Genomic DNA, 19,062 nt, shown 5'->3' on the forward strand with positions numbered 1-19,062 from the left:
TCGCTGGTTCCGAGGCCCCCGACGCCGGCATCCCGTTCACCTGACGGCGGTCGCCGTGGGAACGCCGCGGCACGACGGGCGAGATCGCTCGCTGTCTCCTACGGTGCTCGGAAGACCACCGGAACCACTCGAGTTCGACCCGCAGGGATGTGTACATGACCGGACAGCCCCCTCTCATGGGCGGGCCGCTCGACGGCGCTACGCCCCTCCTCGGGTCTGGTCCGGTGGCGCGTGTCGTGCCTCTGTGTTACGGGCAGGTCGCGTTGTGCGCACAGTCTGTGGACAACGGTGTGGACAAGCTCCGGATCGAGGGCTGAGACAGTGGCGGCGGCCGACTCCTCCAACGGCGACGTCCCTGGTGAGGACTCCCTCGAGGGCAACTGGGCCCGTACGGTCACCGTGCTCGGAGAGTCCGGCTCGCTCGGCGCGCCGCAGCTGGCGTTCGTCCGGCTGACCCGGCCTCTGGGGCTCATCGACGAGACGCTTCTCCTCGCCGTGCCGAGCGATTTCGCGAAGGAGTTCCTCGAGACCCGGGCACGCGAACAGATCATGCGGGCGCTCGCGGCGTCGTTCGGCCGCACGCTCCGCTTCGCCGTGACCGTCGATCCGAGCCTGCAGGACGCCGTCCCGGCCGAGTCGAGCGCCGAGGAGATGCGCGACGCCGAGGCCGCCGCTCCGGAGCCGATCGAGCGCTCCGCCCGCGCGCAGCAACGCGCCGACGCGCTGGCGTCGCAGGCCCGCACCGCCGGATCGGACGGCGCCCGGCTCAACGCCACCTACACGTTCGACACGTTCGTCATCGGCTCGAGCAACCGGTTCGCGCATGCCGCCGCGACCGCCGTCGCCGAGGCCCCGGCGAAGGCCTACAACCCGCTGTTCATCTACGGGGACTCCGGCCTCGGCAAGACGCACCTCCTGCACGCGATCGGCCACTACGCGCAGCGCCTCTACCCGGGGATCGCCGTCCGCTACGTGAACTCGGAGGAGTTCACCAACGACTTCATCAACTCGATCCGCGACGACAAGGCCGAGGCGTTCCAGCGCCGGTACCGCAGCGTCGAGGTCCTCCTGGTCGACGACATCCAGTTCCTGCAGGGCAAGGAACAGACGATGGAGGAGTTCTTCCACACGTTCAACACCCTGCACAACGCGAACAAGCAGGTCGTCATCACGTCCGATGTCGCACCGAAGTACCTCGAGGGCTTCGCCGACCGCATGCGCTCGAGGTTCGAGTGGGGCCTCATCACCGACATCCAGCCGCCCGACCTCGAGACGCGGATCGCGATCCTGCGCAAGAAGGCCGGCAGCGAGCGACTCTCCGCCCCCGACGACGTGCTCGAGTACATCGCGTCCCGCATCTCGACGAACATCCGCGAGCTCGAGGGCGCGCTCATCCGCGTGACGGCGTTCGCGAACCTCAACGAGCAACAGGTCGATCTCGCGCTCGCCGAGATGGTGCTGAAGGACCTCATCACCGACGACGACACGACCGAGATCACGCCGGCCGTCATCATGGCGCAGACGGCGAACTACTTCGGGGTCTCGATCGACGCGCTGTGCAGCGCCGACCGCACCCGCGTGCTCGTCAACGCCCGCCAGATCGCCATGTACCTGTGCCGCGAGCTCACGGACCTCTCGCTCCCGAAGATCGGGCAGATCTTCGGCGGCCGCGACCACACCACGGTCATGCACGCGAACCGGAAGATCCGCGAGCTCATGGCGAAGCAGCGCTCGACGTTCAACCAGGTCACCGAGCTCACGAACCGCATCAAGCAGCAGAACCGCGCCTGATCGCCGTCGTGGCGGACGACGTCGTCCGCGTCTCCTGTGTCCGCCGACGGTCCGCCCTGCCGCACCCACAGCGGCGACACGCGCCATCCGGCGCGCCCACCTCAACCTTCAGCGTCTCGTTGAGGGTTGAAGTCTTCACAGGTGTGCACAACCCTGTGGATCACCGTGGAAACCTCACGTCCGCTCGTGGACGGCCGCACCTGTTCCGGTGGACGGCCGGCGAACCACAGATGACGATCCACGCACACCCGGCGTCGACGCGCAGGTGACCTCACAGCTCGTCCACACGTCGAAACGCGGCGCGACCTGCGCCGTCGTCGGTCATCCACACGATCCACACTGCCGACAACAACGACGAGTCCTTCCTCGAGATGATGATGTGGATACCGACCAGTGCCGGCCGGTCCGACTCCTCGAATCTCACGCGCCTCTCGCGGGGCAGGACGTCGCCTGCCTCGCGTAGGGTTGGCCCGCTGCCACCGTGACGAGCTCGTCAGGGTGCGCAACCGCCGTCGCGTGAGCAGAGAGGGCCACAGATCGTGAAGTTCAGGGTTGACCGAGACGTCCTGGCCGACGCGGTGACGTGGACCGCCCGGACGTTGCCCACCCGGCCCTCCATCCCGGTGCTCGCCGGCGTGCGGATCGAGGCAGATCCGCAGGGCGCGCTCCGCTTGTCGAGCTTCGACTACGAGGTCTCCGCGCTGTCGGAGATCGCGGCGGACGTCCCCGACGCCGGCACGGTGCTCGTCTCCGGCCGGCTCCTCGCCGAGATCTCGCGGGCGCTGCCCGGCAAGCCGGTGGACGTCGAGCTGGACGGCACGCGGGTCGTGCTGACGTGCGGGTCCAGCCGGTTCACGTTGCTGACGATGCCGCTCGACGACTACCCGTCGCTGCCGGCGATGCCGCCGGCGTCCGGCACCGTCGACGCCGGCACGCTGGCCGAGGCCGTGGCGCAGGTGACGATCGCCGCGAGCCGCGACGAGACGCTCCCGCTGCTCACGGGTGTGCGCGTGGAGATCGAGGGCGACAAGCTCACGCTCCTCGCAACCGACCGGTACCGGCTCGCGATGCGCGAACTTTCCTGGAACCCGGCGTCCCCGGGCCTGGAGGCGACGGCGCTCGTGCGGGCACGGACCCTCTCCGAGGTCGCGAAGTCGCTCACGAGCGCCGGCGCGGTGAGCATCTCGCTGCCGAACGGCGACGGCAAGGATCTCGTCGGGTTCGAGGCCGGCGGCCGCCGGACGACGTCGCTGCTGGTCGAGGGTGACTACCCGCCCGTGCGGCGGCTGTTCCCGGAGGCCACGACGTCGCACGCCGTCGCGTCCACCAACGAGCTCGTCGAGGCGGCGCGGCGCGTGTCGCTCGTCGCCGAGCGCAACACACCGATCCGCCTGACCTTCAGCGAGGGCCAGGTCGTGCTCGAGGCCGGCCAGGGTGACGACGCGCAGGCGTCCGAGGCCATCGAGTCGACGCTGACCGGCGAGCCGATCACGACGGCGTTCAACCCCGGGTACCTGCTCGACGGGCTCGGCGTCGTGGGGACGGAGTTCACGCGCCTGTCGTTCACGCACGGCACGAAGCCGGCCGTGCTCACCGGGCAGCCGAAGCTCGAGGACGACGACGCCGACCGGGACGTGTTCCGCTACCTGATCCAACCCATCCGTTTCGCGAGCTGACGCCCGTCGACGGCGAGCGCCGTCGTCGACGTGCCCACCGACCACCAGGAGGACGGCATGCACATCGGACTCGTCGGGATCGGTCGGATGGGCGCGAACATGCAGGAGCGCCTGCGCGAGCACGGCCACGAGGTGACGGGCTACGACCAGGACCCGGGCGTGTCCGACGTCGCCAGCCTGGAGCAGCTGGTGGCCGCGCTCCCAGCACCGCGGGTGGTGTGGGTGATGGTGCCGGCGGGCGAGATCACGCACGCGGTGATCGGCGACCTCCGAGGCCTCCTCGCCGCCGGTGACCTCGTGATCGACGGCGGCAACTCCAACTTCCGCGAGGACAAGGTGCACGCCGACGACCTCGCGGGTCACGGCATCCGCTACCTCGACGTCGGCGTCTCCGGTGGTGTCTGGGGCCGCGAGAACGGGTACGGGCTCATGGTCGGCGGAGCACCGGACGACGTCGCCGAGGTGATGCCGGTCTTCGACGCGCTCCGCCCGGAGGGCGATCGTGACGAGGGCTTCGTCCACGTGGGGCCGGTGGGCGCGGGGCACTACGCGAAGATGGTGCACAACGGCATCGAGTACGGCCTCATGCAGTCCTACGCCGAGGGCTACGAGATCCTGGCGGCGCGGGACGACCTCGTGGCCGACGTCGGCGGGGTGTTCAAGGCGTGGCAGCGCGGCACGGTGGTGCGGTCCTGGCTCCTCGAGCTCATGGTGCGCGCGCTGGAGCAGGACCCGGACCTGGAGCAGATCTCCGGCTGGACGGCGGACTCCGGCGAGGGCCGGTGGACGGTGCAGGAGGCGGTGGAGCACGCCGTCCCGGCGCCGGTGATCAGCGCGGCCCTGTTCGCCCGGTTCGCGTCCCGGCAGGAGGACTCGCCGGCGATGAAGGCCGTCGCGGCGTTGCGGCAGCAGTTCGGCGGGCACGCCACGAAGCCCGCCGCGGACGGCTGATCCGCCGCACGTGTACGTCTCCGACCTCGCCCTCACGGACTTCCGCTCCTACGCCGACCTCGTCATCGGCCTGGAGCCGGGCATCACGGCGTTCGTCGGACCGAACGGCCAGGGCAAGACGAACCTCGTCGAGGCCATCGGGTACCTGGGCACGTTCTCGAGCCACCGCGTCTCCGGCGACGCCGCCCTGGTGCGGTGGGGCGCGGAGCGCGCCGTGGTCCGGGCGAAGGTGGTGAGGCGTGCCCGCCCGACGTTGGTCGAGCTCGAGATCGTCGCCGGGCGCGCCAACCGCGCCCGGGTGGACCGGTCGCCGGTCTCGCGAGTGCGGGAGGCCGCAGGGATCGCCCGCTCGGTGATCTTCGCCCCCGAGGACCTCGCCCTGGTCAAGGGAGATCCGGACGGCCGCCGCCGGTTCCTCGACGACCTGCTCGTGCAGCTCAGCCCACGGCTGGCCGGGGTGCGGTCGGAGTACGAGCGGGTGCTGCGCCAGCGCACCGCGCTGCTGAAGTCGGCGGGTCCGGCGCGGCGCAGGTCCGGCGACGGTGAGCCGGCGGCGCTGCGCACGCTCGACGTGTGGGACGGTCACCTGGCTCGGGCCGGCGCCGAGCTCGTCGCGGCCCGGGTGCGCCTCGTCCAGGACCTGCGGCCCCATGTCGGCGCCACGTACGAGCAGGTGAGCGCGGCCCAGAGCGAGGCCCGGATCTCCTATCGCGCGAGCGTCGAGGAGGCGCGGCCCGACGACGCCCCCACGGAGGTCGTGGAGTCCGTCGAGACCGAGCTCACCCGCGCGGATCTCGTCGAGGCGCGCCTGCTCGAGGCGATGGCGCGCCTGCGGACGCGGGAGATCGAACGCGGCGTCAGCCTCGTGGGACCGCATCGCGACGACCTCGTGCTCACGCTCGCCGACATGCCCGCGAAGGGATACGCGTCGCACGGCGAGTCCTGGTCGTATGCGCTGGCCTTGCGCCTCGCCTCGTACGCGCTGCTGCGCGACGACGGCGAGGCGGGCGGGGGCGGTGAACCGGTCCTCGTCCTCGACGACGTGTTCGCGGAGCTGGACGCCCGACGTCGCACCCGCCTCGCGTCGATCGTCGCGTCCGCCGAGCAGGTTCTGGTCACGGCCGCGGTCGCGGAGGACGTGCCGGAGGAGCTCGAGGGCGCGAGGATGGACGTCATGGGCGGGGAGGTCCTGCGTGTCCGGTGAGGGAGAGGACGCCGCTCCCGACGACGGCGTGGAGGCGGCAGCGGCGGCTCTCGGCCGCGCGCGCCGGGCGGCCGAGGAGCGCGGCATCCGTCCCGGGACCCGGCCCCGGCCGAGGCGTGGCGGGGCGAGCCTCCCGGGTGCGACGTCCCGCGATGCCCGCGACCCCGAGCTCGTCGCCTCGACGCTGGGACGGGTCCTCGCGGAGCGCGGCTGGACGGCGTCGCTCTCCGTCGGCTCGGTGGTCGGCCGCTGGCGCGAGGTCGTCGGTGACCAGATCGCCGACCACTGCGCACCGGAGACGTTCGACGGCGGCCGGTTGGTCGTCCGGACCACGTCGACGGCGTGGGCCACGCAGCTCAAGCTGCTCCTGCCGCAGCTCGAGCGCCGCCTCGCGGCCGAGGTCGGTGAAGGCGTGGTCGAGGAGATCACGGTGCTCGGGCCGGGCGGACCGTCGTGGCGCCGGGGGCCGCGCTCCGTTCCGGGGCGAGGTCCGCGCGACACCTACGGGTAGCGCCCCCGGGTGTCGGGCGGCCGGGCGAGAGCCCCGCTCGCGGCGCGGAACGCCCCGCCCCACCATGAATGAACCCGTTGTCCACAAACGGGCGCCAGAGACCCGTTTCCGAGCCCGGAAGGGGTAGGATAGAGCGACCAGTCCCGAGGCCGTAGAACGGCGTGTCTCGCCGGGCATGAGGGCGTGCGGTCGAGGGTCAATCCTCCACCGTCGTCGTGCTCGACGTGCGCCTGCCTACGCGCGCGGGACTCCACGTCGGCGCGTGCCGGCACGGGGGCGCACGTCCCCGGGCCGCCCGTGCAGGCCGGAGCACGAGGAGCGCACCCGAGTGGCAGACACGCACGAGACCGTCGAGGACACGATCGACACCACGAACGGTTCGGCATCCGGGTACGACGCCAGCAACATCACCGTCCTCGAGGGTCTCGAGGCGGTGCGCAAACGCCCCGGCATGTACATCGGCTCCACGGGCGAGCGCGGGCTCCACCACCTGGTCTCCGAGGTCGTCGACAACTCCGTGGACGAGGCCCTGGCCGGGTACGCGACGAGGATCGACGTCACGCTCACCGAGGACGGCGGGGTCCGGGTCGTCGACGACGGCCGCGGCATCCCGGTCGACATCGTCGAGTCCGAGGGCAAGCCGGCCGTCGAGGTCGTGCTGACGGTGCTGCACGCGGGCGGGAAGTTCGGCGGCGGCGGGTACGCCGTCTCCGGCGGGCTGCACGGCGTCGGCGTCTCGGTGGTCAACGCGCTCTCGCACCGCCTCGAGGTCGAGGTCCGGGTGCAGGGCAGCGTGTGGCGCCAGTCCTACACCGACGGCGTCCCGGACGCCCCGCTCGAGCGGGGCGAGGCCACCGACGTCACCGGCACCACCGTGACGTTCTGGCCGAACGGCGACATCTTCGAGACCACCGTCTTCGACTTCGAGACCCTGCGTGGCCGCTTCCAGCAGTACGCGTTCCTCAACAAGGGCCTGGAGATCTCGCTGACGGACGAGCGCCGCGAGTCCGGCACCGGTGACGAGGTCGCCGGCGAGCACGCGGACGAGGAGACGTCGGTCCAGCTGCGCGACGAGTCCCACGAGCGCACCGTGACCTACCGCTACGACGACGGTCTCGTGGACTACGTGCGCCACATCAACGCGGCGAAGCGCGCCGACCTCGTGCACCCGGAGATCATCGACTTCGAGGCGGAGGACGTCGAGCGCACGATCTCGCTCGAGATCGCGATGCAGTGGACGAGCGCCTACAGCGAGAGCGTCCACACGTACGCGAACACGATCAACACGTCCGAGGGAGGCACGCACGAGGAGGGGTTCCGGGCGGCGCTGACGACGCTCGTCAACCGGTACGCGCGCGAGAAGAACCTGCTCAAGGAGAAGGACGACAACCTCACGGGCGAGGACGTCCGCGAGGGACTGACCGCCGTCCTGTCCATCAAGCTCGGCGAACCGCAGTTCGAGGGTCAGACCAAGACGAAGCTCGGGAACACCGAGGCGCGGACGTTCACCCAGAAGGTCGTCTTCGACCAGCTCGGCGACTGGCTGGCCTCCCACCCGAACGAGGCGCGGGAGATCGTCCGGAAGGCGATCCAGGCGTCGGCGGCACGGATGGCGGCCCGCAAGGCCCGCGAGGCGACCCGGCGCAAGGGGCTGCTCGAGGGCGTCGGGATGCCCGGCAAGCTCAAGGACTGCTCGAGCCGCGACGCGAGCGTGTCCGAGGTCTTCATCGTCGAGGGTGACTCCGCCGGCGGCTCGGCCGTGCAGGGCCGCAACCCGGAGACGCAGGCGATCCTGCCGATCCGCGGGAAGATCCTCAACGTCGAGAAGGCGCGGCTGGACAAGGCCCTGGGCAACCAGGAGGTCCAGGCGCTCATCACGGCGTTCGGGACCGGCATCGGCGAGGACTTCGACCTCAGCAAGCTCAGGTACCACAAGATCGTGCTGATGGCGGATGCCGACGTCGACGGTCAGCACATCTGCACGCTGCTGCTCACCCTGCTGTTCCGGTACATGCGGCCGCTCGTCGAGCACGGGCACGTCTACCTGGCGATGCCGCCGCTGTACAAGCTCAAGTGGACGAACGGCCCGCACGACTACGTGTATTCCGACCGGGAGCGCGACGCGCTGCTCGAGGCCGGGCGGGCCGCTGGCCGGCGCCTGCCGAAGGACGGCGGGATCCAGCGGTACAAGGGTCTCGGCGAGATGGACTACCGGGAGCTCTGGGAGACCACGATGGACCCTGACACGCGCACGCTCAAGCAGGTGACGATCGGCGAGGCGGCCATGGCCGACGAGATCTTCGCCGTCCTCATGGGTGAGGACGTGGAGTCCCGCCGCTCGTTCATCCAGCGCAACGCCCGCGACGTCCGCTTCCTCGACATCTAGCCCGGCGACGACGGCGCCGCCCACCGCGGCAGGGCGCCGTCGGCTCCGCCCGGAGCGCGGCCCTCACGACCCCCACCCGAAGGCAGGACAGTGACCCAGCCCCCCGAGACCCCCGACGAACGAGACGCCGAGACGACCGACGCCGTCGTCTCCGCAGCCGGGGCGAGCGCCCTGCGGGACCGCGTCGAGCAGGTCGACCTCCAGCTGGAGATGCAGCGCAGCTACCTCGACTACGCGATGAGCGTGATCGTCGGCCGCGCGCTGCCCGAGGTGCGTGACGGCCTCAAGCCCGTGCACCGCCGCGTGCTCTACGCGATGTTCGACGGCGGCTACCGGCCGGACTCCGCGTTCAGCAAGTGCGCGCGCGTCGTCGGCGACGTCATGGGCAACTACCACCCGCACGGTGACACGGCGATCTACGACGCGCTGGTCCGCCTCGTGCAGCCGTGGTCGATGCGGTACCCGCTGGTCGCGGGCCAGGGGAACTTCGGCTCGCCCGGCGACGACTCGGCGGCCGCCCCGCGGTACACCGAGTGCAAGATGGCCCCGCTCGCCATGGAGATGGTGCGGGACATCGACAAGGACACCGTCGACTTCGGCGACAACTACGACGGCCGCACGCAGGAGCCGCTGATCCTGCCGGCGCGGTTCCCGAACCTGCTGGTCAACGGCAGCGCCGGCATCGCCGTCGGCATGGCCACGAACATCCCCCCGCATAACCTGCGCGAGGTCGCCGAGGGCGTCGAGTGGTTCCTCGAGCACCCGGACGCGACGAACGAGGAGCTCCTCGGCGCGCTGCTGCTGCGGATCAAGGGCCCGGACTTCCCGACCGGCGCCCAGATCCTGGGCCACCGCGGCATCGAGGACGCGTACCGCACCGGCCGCGGGTCGATCACGATGCGCGCCGTCGTCGAGGTCGAGGAGATCCAGGGGCGGCAGTGCCTCGTGGTCACGGAGCTCCCGTACCAGGTGAACCCGGACCGGCTCGCGGCGAAGATCGGCGAGATGGTGCGCGAGGGCCGCATCTCCGGGATCGCGGACCTGCGTGACGAGACGTCGGGGCGCGCCGGGCAGCGCCTCGTCATCGTGCTGAAGCGGGACGCCGTCGCGAAGGTCGTCCTCAACAACCTGTACAAGCACACCCAGCTGCAGGACACGTTCGGCGCGAACATGCTCGCGCTCGTCGACGGCGTCCCGCGCACCCTGAGCCTCGACGCGTTCGTCCGGCACTGGACGATGCACCAGATCGACGTGATCGTCCGTCGCACCCGGTACCTGCTCGCCGAGGACGAGCGCCGGATCCACATCCTGCGCGGCCTGCTCAAGGCGCTCAACGCCCTCGACGAGGTCATCGCGCTGATCCGGCGCTCGCCGTCGTCGGACGAGGCCCGCACCGGCCTGATGGAGCTGCTCGAGATCGACGAGGTCCAGGCCACGGCGATCCTCGACATGCAGCTGCGCCGGCTCGCCGCCCTCGAGCAGCAGCGGATCATGGACGAGCACGCCGCCATCGAGGCCCGGATCCTCGACTACCAGGACATCCTCGCGAGCGAGGAGCGGCAGCGGAGCATCGTCCGCAGCGAGCTCGGCGCGATCGTCGAGCGGTACGGCGACGAGCGGCGCACCACGATCCTGCCGTTCGACGGGGAGATGAGCGTCGAGGACCTCATCCCCGAGGAGGACGTGGTCGTCACGATCACGCGGGGCGGCTACGCGAAGCGCACGCGGACGGACAACTACCGGGCGCAGCGCCGTGGCGGCAAGGGCGTGCGCGGCGCCCAGCTGCGGGAGGACGACGTCGTCGACCACTTCTTCGTGACGACGACGCACCACTGGCTGCTGTTCTTCACGAACCTCGGGCGCGTGTACCGGGCGAAGGGGTACGAGCTGCCCGAGGGCGGCCGCGACGCGAAGGGCCAGCACGTCGCGAACCTGCTCGCGTTCCAGCCGGGCGAGAAGATCGCGCAGGTGCTCGCGCTGCGCGACTACGACCAGGCCGACTACCTCGTGCTCGCCACGAAGCGCGGGCTGGTGAAGAAGACGCGCCTGGCGGAGTACGACTCGTCCCGCACCGGCGGCGTCATCGCGATCAACCTGCGGACCGACGACGGCGGTGCGGTGGACGAGGTCGTCTCGGCCCGGATCGTGGGGGCGGAGGACGACCTGCTGCTCGTCTCCCGCAAGGGCCAGTCGATCCGGTTCACCGCGACGGACGAGGCGCTGCGCCCCATGGCGCGGGCGACGTCGGGCGTGACGGGCATGAAGTTCCGCGCGGACGACGAGCTGCTCGCCATGGACGTGGTGGAGACCGACGCCGACCTCTTCGTCGTCACCGAGGGCGGCTTCGCCAAGCGGACGGCGCTCGGGGAGTACCGCGTCCAGGGGCGCGGAGGCCTGGGGATCAAGGTCGCGAACCTCGTGGAGGCGCGGGGCGACCTCGTGGGGGCGCTCGTCGTCGACTCCGACGACGAGGTGCTCGTCATCATGGAGCGCGGGAAGATCGTGCGCTCCGCCGTCGACGAGGTCACCCGCACCGGCCGCAACACGCAGGGCGTCACGTTCGCCAAGCCCGACGCCGGCGACCGCATCATCGCCATCGCCCTCGGCGAGGAGCGGGCGGTCGCCGACGCAGGTGAGGAGCCTGTGGAGGAATCGGCCGAAGGCGCCCCGACCACAGACCCGGCGGAGGGTGATGGCGTACCGTCGTCCCCTGAGGCCGCGCCCGAGGCCGAGGAAGGACAGGCATGAGCAGCGAGACGTCCCGGAACGACGCCGCGCGGGCGCAGTCCTACCCGCCGGCGCACCCGCCCGCGCAACGCCCGAGCCAGAACGGGCAGGTCCCCGCCCGGAAGCCGGTCCGTCAGTCGGCGACGGCGCGCGGCGCCGCACCGGCGCCCGTCACCCAGGCTCCCGCCACCCAGGCTCCCGCCACTCGGGCGCCCGCCGCCGCGCCGTCAGCTCAGACCACCACCGACTCCACCCGCGTGCGCGCCACCGAGGCACCGGCCGCCGTGCCACCCGCGGCGGAGACCTCCGCGCCGTCGTCTGCCCGACCGGGGAGGCCGCCCGTGACGAAGCCCGGCACCACGAAGGGCGGCGGCCCGCGGCGCGTCCGCCTGTCGGTGTCGCGCGTCGACCCGTGGTCGACGATGAAGCTCGCGTTCCTGCTCTCCGTGGCCATCGGCATCGGGATCGTCGTCGCCGCCGCCGTGTCGTGGCAGGTGCTCGACTCGATGCAGGTGTTCTCCGACCTGGACAGCCTCGTCACCGACCTCGGTGCGCAGGACCAGTTCGGCGACCTGCTCGAGTACCTGCAGTTCCGGAACGTCATCTCCGCCGCCACGATCATCGCCATCGCCGACGTCGCGATCATCACCGCGCTCGCGACCCTCGGAGCGTTCCTCTACAACATCGTGGCGTCGCTCGTGGGCGGCCTGCACCTCACGCTCACGGACGACTGAGCGGAGGACTCCGGAGCGAGCGCCAGCGAGCCCAGGAGGATCGCGATCGAGGGGCCGGAGCCGCCCGATCCGGTTTGGGAGCGCCGCCTCTCCTGGGGTACTCTCGTGCGGCGCGTGGGGCCGCCCACCCGGGCCTATAGCTCAGTCGGTTAGAGCGCTTCCCTGATAAGGAAGAGGTCGCTGGTTCGAGTCCAGCTAGGCCCACGCAACCCGTCTGACCCGGGAGGTCGGGATGAAGAAGCTGCTCCTGCTCGCCGCGATCGCGGCCGTGGGGTACGTCGTCTGGCGCAAGGCCGCTGAGGAGCGCGCCGAGCGCGATCTCTGGGCCGAGGTGACGGACCCGCTCGAGGGCTGAGCCTCCGCGGTCGGTGCCGGGGACGACGGCGGTTCGCTCGTCCGTCGTCCGGTTCGACAGGTTCGGTGCCCGACGGCGGCACGCACCACCCGCGGGGGTCCGCCTCCGCACGGGGCCATGGCGCAATTGGTAGCGCACCTGCTTTGCAAGCAGGGGGTTGCGGGTTCGAGTCCCGCTGGCTCCACCAGATGGATCCGCCGCGACGGCGCGCGACGTGGAAGATCGCTGCGGTGGCGGCCGGGTCCCGCCCGGCCGCCGTCGCCATGTCAGTCGGGTGATCCGTACGGCTTGAAGCGGCGGACCTCCATCGGCCAGCCGCACCCCTCTGCGATCTTGCCGGCCCACATCCTGGCAGTCGCCTCGTCGGGCACGTCCACGATGGTGAACCCGCCGAGGTACTCCTTGGTCTCGACGTACGGGCCGTCGGTGAACGCCAGCGTGCCGCTGGTGGCATCGGCGCTGAAGGCCTCGTCGAGGTCCTCCTCCAGCCCTCCAGCGAAGACGTACGCGCCGGCGGCCTTGATCTCCTCGATGACGGCCACCGAGGGCTCCACGCGCGAGCGGAACCACTCCGCGCTGTGCTCACCCACCCACTGCTGGTTGAAGAAGATGAGGTACTGGGTCATGTCTGCTCCCTGTGTCAGGTGCGGGCCCGTGCCCACGTCAACCTTTCCACGAACGGGATCGGGCGGATACGACAGCGGCAGGCAGGAAACGTGCGCACCCGGTCCCGGCGGCGTCGGCTCTGCCAGGATCGGTTCGTGGATACACCCGGCGGCCTCGGTGCGCTCCGCTCACTCGACTACACGATGCTCCTCTGCGACGACGTGGCGATGATGCGAGCGTTCTACGCAGACGTGCTCGGGCTCGACGTCCAGCGCGAGGTCCCCGGCCGTTACGTCGAGCTCCGGGTGGGGTCGGCGACGCTGGCGCTGCGGCGACGAGGGCGGCCCTATGACGGTCCTGCGCCGCTGGCCGCCAGCGCCTCCGTCCAGCTCGCGTTCCGGGTTCCACCGAACGACGTCGACATCGCGGCCGCCCAGCTGGTGGCGGGTGGGGCCGAGCTGCTCGAACCGGTGAGGAGCTTCCCAGAGTTCGGACATCGCGCCGTGTTCTTCGCCGACCCCGAGCAGAACGTCATCGAGATCTACGCCGAGGTCTGACGACTCCTCGTCACCGCCTGCCGACGGGTCGCACCGTGGGGCGCAGGACGGTCGGCTCCTTGCGCAGGTGGACCGTCAGGTAGCGGACGCCGTCCGGTCCTGGCACGACGCCGCGCCGGCTACCGCTCGGCAGCCACACGATGGCCCCGGGCAGCATCTCCACGACGGTCGTGCCGGACGTGAGGTGCGCCTCGCCGTCGAGCACCACCCACAGGATGTCGAGGTCGGGGCCAGCGAACTCCTCGATCCGCTCGCCAGGTGGGATCCGGATGACGTTCGCGTCGAGGTCCCGGTCCGGCACGTCCAGGGCCCAGACGGCGCCGACGGCGTCCGGCGGGCGCGTCCACGCGCGTCGTGTGTCGCCCACCAGCCGCGGGACGTCGCGTTCCTGGTCCATCCGTGCCTCCCGGGGTCCGGCTTCGACCGTACGTGATGGCGCGGACCGGCCGCCGGGACCTAGGTCACGTGCGCCGAGTCAGACCCGAGGGGTCGACTCAGACCCGCGGGAAGGTCTGACTCGACCGCTCGAGTCTGAATCGGCGTGGGCTCAGTCCGCGCTCGACGTGCGCCCGGCGAGGAACTCCTCGAGCCCCGGGTCGGCGGACGTGAAGCGCGCCATCTCCTCGCCGTCGTCGCATCGGCACATCGCGACGGTGACGCCGTCGGGCCCGCGTCCGAGCACCCGCCAGACGGCACCGAACGCCTCCCAACGGCGCAGGGCCGCCACCGCGTCGTCGTCGTGCACGCCCACCATCGTCGCACTCCCGCGCCCGGGGCCTACGATCCATCCCCATGACCACCGTGCGGCCGCAGGGCGCCCGTCGAGCCACCGTGAAGGAGGTGGCGGCGCTCGCCGGCGTCTCGCCGAAGACCGTCTCGAACGTCCTCAACGACTTCGAGGGCGTGCGCCCCCAGACGCGGGAGCGCGTCCAGGCGGCGATGGTCGAGCTGGACTTCGTGCCGAACCTCGCCGCGCGTGGCCTGCGGAACGGGCGGTCGGGGATCATCGGGCTCGCGCTCCCCGACCTGTCGACGCCGTACTCGGCGATGGCCCTGCAGCACGTGGTCGAGGCGGCGCGTCGGGCGGGATGGGGTGTCCAGGTCGAGGAGACGGGCGCGGAGCCGTCCCGGGAGCACGAGCTCGTGGCGCGGGCGCGCGACCGGCTCGTCGACGGCCTCATCCTCAACCCGATCGTGCTCGAGCGGAGCATCGTGCGGTTCGGCTCCGACCTGCCGCCGGTGGTGCTCATCGGCGAGGTCGAGGACCAGCACGTCGACCACGTCGGCGTCGACTCGCGCGCGGCGGCAGCTGACGTCACGGCGTTCCTCGTCTCCTCCGGGCACCGGCGGATCCTCGCGCTGGGCACAGCTCCGCGCGCCGAGGCGGCGACGGCGCACCTGCGCCTCGAGGGGTACCGGGACGCGCTCGCGGCCGCCGGCCTCGACGAGGACGTGCGGCTCGAGGTGCACGTGCCGGCCTGGTCGCCGCAGGCGGCCGAGGCGGCCGTCGAGCGGGTGGTGGCCGACGACGTCCGGTTCGACGCCGTGTTCGCCTTCACCGACTCCATGGCGATCGGGGCGCTCCGGGCGCTGACCCGCGCGGGGCTGCGCGTGCCCGACGACGTCAGCCTCGTCGGGTTCGACGACGTCCCGCTGGCGGCGAGCCTCGTGCCGTCGCTGACCACCGTGGCCGGCGACTACGACGACCTCGCGGCGACCTCGGTGCGGTTCCTCGGCGAGCGGGTGGCGGGGGCGACCGTGCCTCCACGGACCCACTTCATCGCGCACCGGATCGTCGATCGCGAGTCGACGCGTTCTCGCCTCTGAGGGCGCTCCGCAACAGCCGCCACCGGCGTCGGCGCACCGTTCGCCGCAGCGGCGCCGTGGCGCGTGGCGGCGGACATCGCGCCGGTCAGAGACGCGGATTGCCACCTCGTGACCCGAGACGGCGGCACGTCGGGTTGTGACCGTTCACATCCGGGTTGACCCTCGCCGATACATCGATGTACTTTGCCGGAACGCGTGCCACGACCAGGGAACGCGACCCCGTCCCTTGACCCGGGCCGGATCGACCCGCGGACCTCAGGACGCGCCGCACGACCGCGAGCCGGGCGATCGAGCCCGACCACGAAGGAGTGGAGCACATGCCCCCACGCAACACCCCGACCGGGCGAGCGGGCGTCGCGCCCGCAGGCCCGAACCCCCACGGAACCGCACCCGAGAGCGCAGGCCGCGCGACGCCGTCGTCCCTCACCCGACGACGTCTGCTGACCGGCGGCGCCGGGCTCCTCGGCGCGGGAGCACTCGCCTCGCTGGCGGCGTGCGGCACGCCGAGCGCCTCGGGCGCCACGCAGCAGAATCTCAGCTTCTGGCACCTGCTCTCGGGTCCCGACGGCGTGACGATGGGCTCGCTCGTCGACGGCTTCAACGGCTCGCAGGACGTCGCGAGCCTCACCCAGACCGTGCTCGCCTGGGGCTCGCCGTACTACACGAAGCTCGCGATGGCCTCGGCCGGTGGCCGCGCGCCCGACGTCGCGATCATGCACGCCGCCCGGGTTCCCGGGTACGCGCCCGGTGGCCTGCTGGACTCCTGGGACATGGACCTCTTCGCCGAGCTGGGCATCCGCGAGGAGGACTTCCCGGAGCGGATCTGGGCCAAGAGCCTGCACGACGGCGAGCTGACCGCCGTCTGTCTCGACTCGCACCCGTTCGTCCTGTACTACAACACCGAGATCGCTGAGGCGGCCGGCGCGCTCGGCTCCGACGGCCTGCTGGAGGAGGCGACGACGCCGGAGCAGTTCCGCGATCTCGCCGCCCGCCTCGGCGACGCCAGCGACGGCGGCCACGGCCTCGCGTTCGGCTACCTCGGCGACGGCTCGAACATGTGGCGCATGTTCTCGACGTACTACACGCAGATGGGCGGCACGGTCGAGCTCCCGATCGGCGGGACGATGCAGTACGACGAGGGCCTCGCCGTCGACACCCTCGAGTGGATCCTCTCCCTCATCGACGGCGACATCGGCAACGCCAGCCACGACGGCGGCACAGCGATCTCCGAGTTCATCACCGGCAAGGCCGGGATGTTCTACGGCGGCGTCTGGGAGACCGGCAACTACAAGGCGCAGGGCGTGCCGTTCGACATCAGCCTCGTGCCCAACGTGTTCGGAACGCCCGCCGCGTACGCCGACTCGCACGCGTTCGTCCTGCCGCACCAGACGAACCCGGACCCTGAGCGGCGTCGCCTCGTGCACGAGTTCGTGGCGTACGTGCTCAAGAACTCGCTCGACTGGGCCGCCGCCGGCCACATCCCGGCCTACAGCCCCGTGGTCGACGACCCGGCGTACGACGACCTCGTCCCCCAGTCGCACTACGCCGACGCCACCGACTACCTCGTCTACGACCCCGAGGCCTGGTTCTCCGGCTCCGGGTCGGACTTCCACCGGTACTTCGGCGACCACATGCAGAACGTGTTCATGCGCACGGTCCCGCCGATCGACGGCCTCAACGGGTTCGTCGAGCGGATCAATGCGCTCCTCGCCAAGCCGAGCCCGGTATGAGGCGCCCCGTGACCACCCACCCTCGGGCCGCCGTCGTCGGCCACGTCCCCAGCGCCGAAGGAGTCGCGCGATGACCGCACAGCTCGGCACGCCCCCGCGTGCCCTCACCGAGGCGGTGCGCCCCGAGCGCACCCGCCGCCGACGCACCGAGAACCTGCGCGGCTGGATCTACTGCGCGCCGTTCGCGCTCGCGTTCATCCTGTTCCTCGTCTGGCCCACGATCTACGGCCTGTGGATGAGCTTCACGGGTCGCAGCCTCACGGGCGCGAACAGCTCGTGGCTCGGCGTCGAGAACTACGTCGAGGCGTTCGCCGACCCCGAGGTGTGGAGCTCGCTCGGCAACACCGTGTGGTTCACGGTGCTCTCGACGATCCCGCTCGTGCTCATCGCCCTCGGCATCGCGGTGCTCGTGAACCTCGGCATCCCGGGCCAGTGGTTCTGGCGGCTGTCGTTCTTCCTGCCGTTCCTGCTGGCGTCGACCGTCGTGTCGCTGTTCTGGAAGTGGTTGTTCAACCCGCAGCTCGGACTCATCAACGACATGCTCGGGAACTTCGGGATCCCGCCCGTCGCCTGGCTGAACGACCCGAACACGGCGATGCACGCCGTCGTCATCACCACCGTGTGGTGGACGATCGGCTTCAACTTCCTGCTGTACCTCGCGGCCCTGCAGAACATCCCCGACCAGCTGTACGAGGCGGCGTCGCTCGACGGCGCCGGATCGTGGCGGAAGTTCGTCTCCATCACGCTGCCGCAGCTCGCGCCGACGACGGTGCTCGTCGGGGTGCTGCAGATCCTCGCCTCGCTCAAGGTCTTCGACCAGATCTACCAGATGACCGGCGGCGGACCCGCGGGCGCGACCCGCCCGATCCTCCAGTACGTGTACGAGGTCGGGTTCACGGGCTACCGGCTCGGATACGCCTCGGCGATCTCCTACATCTTCTTCTTCCTCATCATCGCCGTGTCGATCGTGTACTCGGTGATCGCGGCCCGTCGGACGGTGAAGTGATGACTGCGCAGACCCTCTCCCACCCCGCCGCCACCTCCCAGGCGGGCGCTCCCTCCGGCACGGCTCGACGACGCCGCGGCGTGCGTCCGGCCCGCGTGGTCGCCTTCGCGATCCTCGTGGTGCTCGCTCTCGCCTGGCTCATCCCGGTGCTGTGGGCGGTGCTCACCTCGTTCAAGACCGAGGCGGACGCCGCGGCGTTCCCGATCTCGATCTGGCCGACGCAGGGCTTCACGCTCGAGGCCTTCCGCACCACCCTCGCCGAGGGCATGGTGCCGCGCTGGGCGTGGAACAGCCTGCTCACGTCGACGGCGGTCACGGTGATCACCGTAGTGATCTCGTCGCTCGCCGGCTACGCGATGTCGCGGTTCGACTTCGCCGGCCGGAGGATGCTGCTCGCCGTCACCGTCGCGTCGATCATGATCCCCGGCCAGATCCTCATCGTGCCGCTGTTCCAGCAGATGCTGACGTTCAACCTCGTCGACACCTACTGGGGCATCATCCTCCCGCAGGTCATCGCGGCGCCGATGGTGTTCATCCTCAAGAAGTTCTTCGACCAGATCCCGCGGGAGCTGGAGGAGGCGGCGCTCATGGACGGCGCGAGCCGGCTGCGGATCCTGTGGCAGATCGTGGTGCCGCTGTCGCGCCCGATCCTCGGGGCCGTGTCGATCTTCGTGTTCATCGGCGCATGGAACAACTTCCTGTGGCCGTTCATCGTCGTCAACAAGGCCGAGCTCATGACGCTCCCGGTCGGTCTGCAGACTGTCATCAGCGCCTACGGCATCCAGTACGCGCAGAACATGGCTCAGGCGGTCCTCGCGGCCCTGCCGCTGATCGTGGTGTTCCTGTTCTTCCAGCGGCAGATCATCAAGGGCATCTCCACCACCGGGATCGCCGGCGCCTGACGCGCAGACGGCGCGCGGCGTCGTCGTCCGTGGAGGATCGGTTGCCCGTGCGGCAACCGATCCTCCACGGGACGCGCCGGAGCGGCTGCACTTCACGCA

Annotated in this window: 17 protein-coding genes and 2 tRNA genes; 16 read left to right on the forward strand and 3 right to left on the reverse strand. The window is 71.0% G+C overall.

Going from position 1 to position 19,062, the window contains the following annotated elements:
* Positions 1-321: 321 nt before the first annotated feature.
* The 11 genes from dnaA (at position 322) to BCAV_RS00050 (ending at position 12,522) form a co-directional block, all read left to right on the forward strand.
* The gene (dnaA, locus tag BCAV_RS00005) at positions 322-1,791 is read left to right on the forward strand and encodes a chromosomal replication initiator protein DnaA (RefSeq protein WP_012725047.1); all 1,470 of its coding nucleotides are present in this window, start codon (positions 322-324) and stop codon (positions 1,789-1,791) included.
* 539 nt (positions 1,792-2,330) lie between these two features.
* Positions 2,331-3,467: a DNA polymerase III subunit beta gene (gene dnaN / locus BCAV_RS00010; protein WP_012725048.1), complete on the forward strand. Its 1,137-nt coding sequence runs from the start codon at positions 2,331-2,333 to the stop codon at positions 3,465-3,467.
* A 57-nt stretch (positions 3,468-3,524) separates the two neighbouring features.
* The gene (gene gnd / locus BCAV_RS00015; RefSeq protein WP_012725049.1) at positions 3,525-4,418 is read left to right on the forward strand and encodes a phosphogluconate dehydrogenase (NAD(+)-dependent, decarboxylating); all 894 of its coding nucleotides are present in this window, start codon (positions 3,525-3,527) and stop codon (positions 4,416-4,418) included.
* Positions 4,419-4,428: 10 nt separating this feature from the next.
* Positions 4,429-5,622, forward strand: coding sequence for a DNA replication/repair protein RecF (gene recF, locus BCAV_RS00020; protein WP_012725050.1), 1,194 nt, complete (start codon positions 4,429-4,431; stop codon positions 5,620-5,622).
* On the forward strand, positions 5,612-6,133 hold the full coding sequence (locus tag BCAV_RS00025) for a DciA family protein (protein WP_012725051.1): 522 nt from the start codon (positions 5,612-5,614) through the stop codon (positions 6,131-6,133). Before recF ends, BCAV_RS00025 begins: the two co-directional genes overlap by 11 nt.
* Before the next feature lie 328 nt (positions 6,134-6,461).
* On the forward strand, positions 6,462-8,519 hold the full coding sequence (gyrB, locus tag BCAV_RS00030; protein ID WP_012725052.1) for a DNA topoisomerase (ATP-hydrolyzing) subunit B: 2,058 nt from the start codon (positions 6,462-6,464) through the stop codon (positions 8,517-8,519).
* 90 nt (positions 8,520-8,609) lie between these two features.
* Positions 8,610-11,267, forward strand: a complete 2,658-nt coding sequence (gyrA, locus tag BCAV_RS00035; RefSeq protein ID WP_012725053.1) for a DNA gyrase subunit A — start codon at positions 8,610-8,612, stop codon at positions 11,265-11,267.
* Complete coding sequence (locus tag BCAV_RS21955; protein WP_012725054.1) at positions 11,264-11,980, forward strand: DUF3566 domain-containing protein; 717 nt, start codon at positions 11,264-11,266, stop codon at positions 11,978-11,980. Before gyrA ends, BCAV_RS21955 begins: the two co-directional genes overlap by 4 nt.
* A gap of 130 nt (positions 11,981-12,110) precedes the next feature.
* A tRNA-Ile gene (locus tag BCAV_RS00045) sits at positions 12,111-12,184 on the forward strand.
* A gap of 28 nt (positions 12,185-12,212) precedes the next feature.
* Entirely contained in the window at positions 12,213-12,335 is a 123-nt protein-coding gene (locus tag BCAV_RS23095) for a DLW-39 family protein (RefSeq protein WP_012725055.1), read from the forward strand.
* Between the two features lie 111 nt (positions 12,336-12,446).
* Positions 12,447-12,522 (forward strand) — tRNA-Ala (locus BCAV_RS00050).
* A 79-nt stretch (positions 12,523-12,601) separates the two neighbouring features.
* On the opposite strand, the gene BCAV_RS00055 is transcribed toward BCAV_RS00050, so the two are convergent.
* Positions 12,602-12,961 carry a YciI family protein gene (locus tag BCAV_RS00055; protein WP_012725056.1) on the reverse strand — a complete coding sequence of 120 codons (360 nt, stop codon included), beginning with the start codon at positions 12,959-12,961 and terminating at the stop codon, positions 12,602-12,604.
* A 135-nt stretch (positions 12,962-13,096) separates the two neighbouring features.
* On the opposite strand from BCAV_RS00055, the gene BCAV_RS00060 reads away from it, so the two are divergent.
* A complete protein-coding gene (locus BCAV_RS00060; protein WP_012725057.1) occupies positions 13,097-13,498 on the forward strand; it encodes a VOC family protein in 402 nt (133 codons plus the stop codon).
* Between the two features lie 10 nt (positions 13,499-13,508).
* On the opposite strand, the gene BCAV_RS00065 is transcribed toward BCAV_RS00060, so the two are convergent.
* Together BCAV_RS00065 and BCAV_RS00070 are read right to left on the reverse strand one after the other, a co-directional pair.
* Entirely contained in the window at positions 13,509-13,895 is a 387-nt protein-coding gene (locus BCAV_RS00065) for a cupin domain-containing protein (RefSeq protein WP_012725058.1), read from the reverse strand.
* A 150-nt stretch (positions 13,896-14,045) separates the two neighbouring features.
* On the reverse strand, positions 14,046-14,252 hold the full coding sequence (locus BCAV_RS00070) for a hypothetical protein (RefSeq protein ID WP_012725059.1): 207 nt from the start codon (positions 14,250-14,252) through the stop codon (positions 14,046-14,048).
* Between the two features lie 38 nt (positions 14,253-14,290).
* On the opposite strand from BCAV_RS00070, the gene BCAV_RS00075 reads away from it, so the two are divergent.
* From BCAV_RS00075 to BCAV_RS00090, 4 genes are all read left to right on the forward strand, one after another.
* A complete protein-coding gene (locus BCAV_RS00075) occupies positions 14,291-15,325 on the forward strand; it encodes a LacI family DNA-binding transcriptional regulator (protein WP_012725060.1) in 1,035 nt (344 codons plus the stop codon).
* A 317-nt stretch (positions 15,326-15,642) separates the two neighbouring features.
* Complete coding sequence (locus tag BCAV_RS00080) at positions 15,643-17,055, forward strand: extracellular solute-binding protein (protein WP_012725061.1); 1,413 nt, start codon at positions 15,643-15,645, stop codon at positions 17,053-17,055.
* A 70-nt stretch (positions 17,056-17,125) separates the two neighbouring features.
* Positions 17,126-18,061: a carbohydrate ABC transporter permease gene (locus BCAV_RS00085; protein WP_012725062.1), complete on the forward strand. Its 936-nt coding sequence runs from the start codon at positions 17,126-17,128 to the stop codon at positions 18,059-18,061.
* Complete coding sequence (locus BCAV_RS00090) at positions 18,061-18,963, forward strand: carbohydrate ABC transporter permease (RefSeq protein WP_012725063.1); 903 nt, start codon at positions 18,061-18,063, stop codon at positions 18,961-18,963. Before BCAV_RS00085 ends, BCAV_RS00090 begins: the two co-directional genes overlap by 1 nt.
* Positions 18,964-19,062: the final 99 nt, after the last annotated feature.

The organism is Beutenbergia cavernae DSM 12333, from assembly GCF_000023105.1.
In the GTDB taxonomy this organism is placed as follows: domain Bacteria; phylum Actinomycetota; class Actinomycetes; order Actinomycetales; family Beutenbergiaceae; genus Beutenbergia; species Beutenbergia cavernae.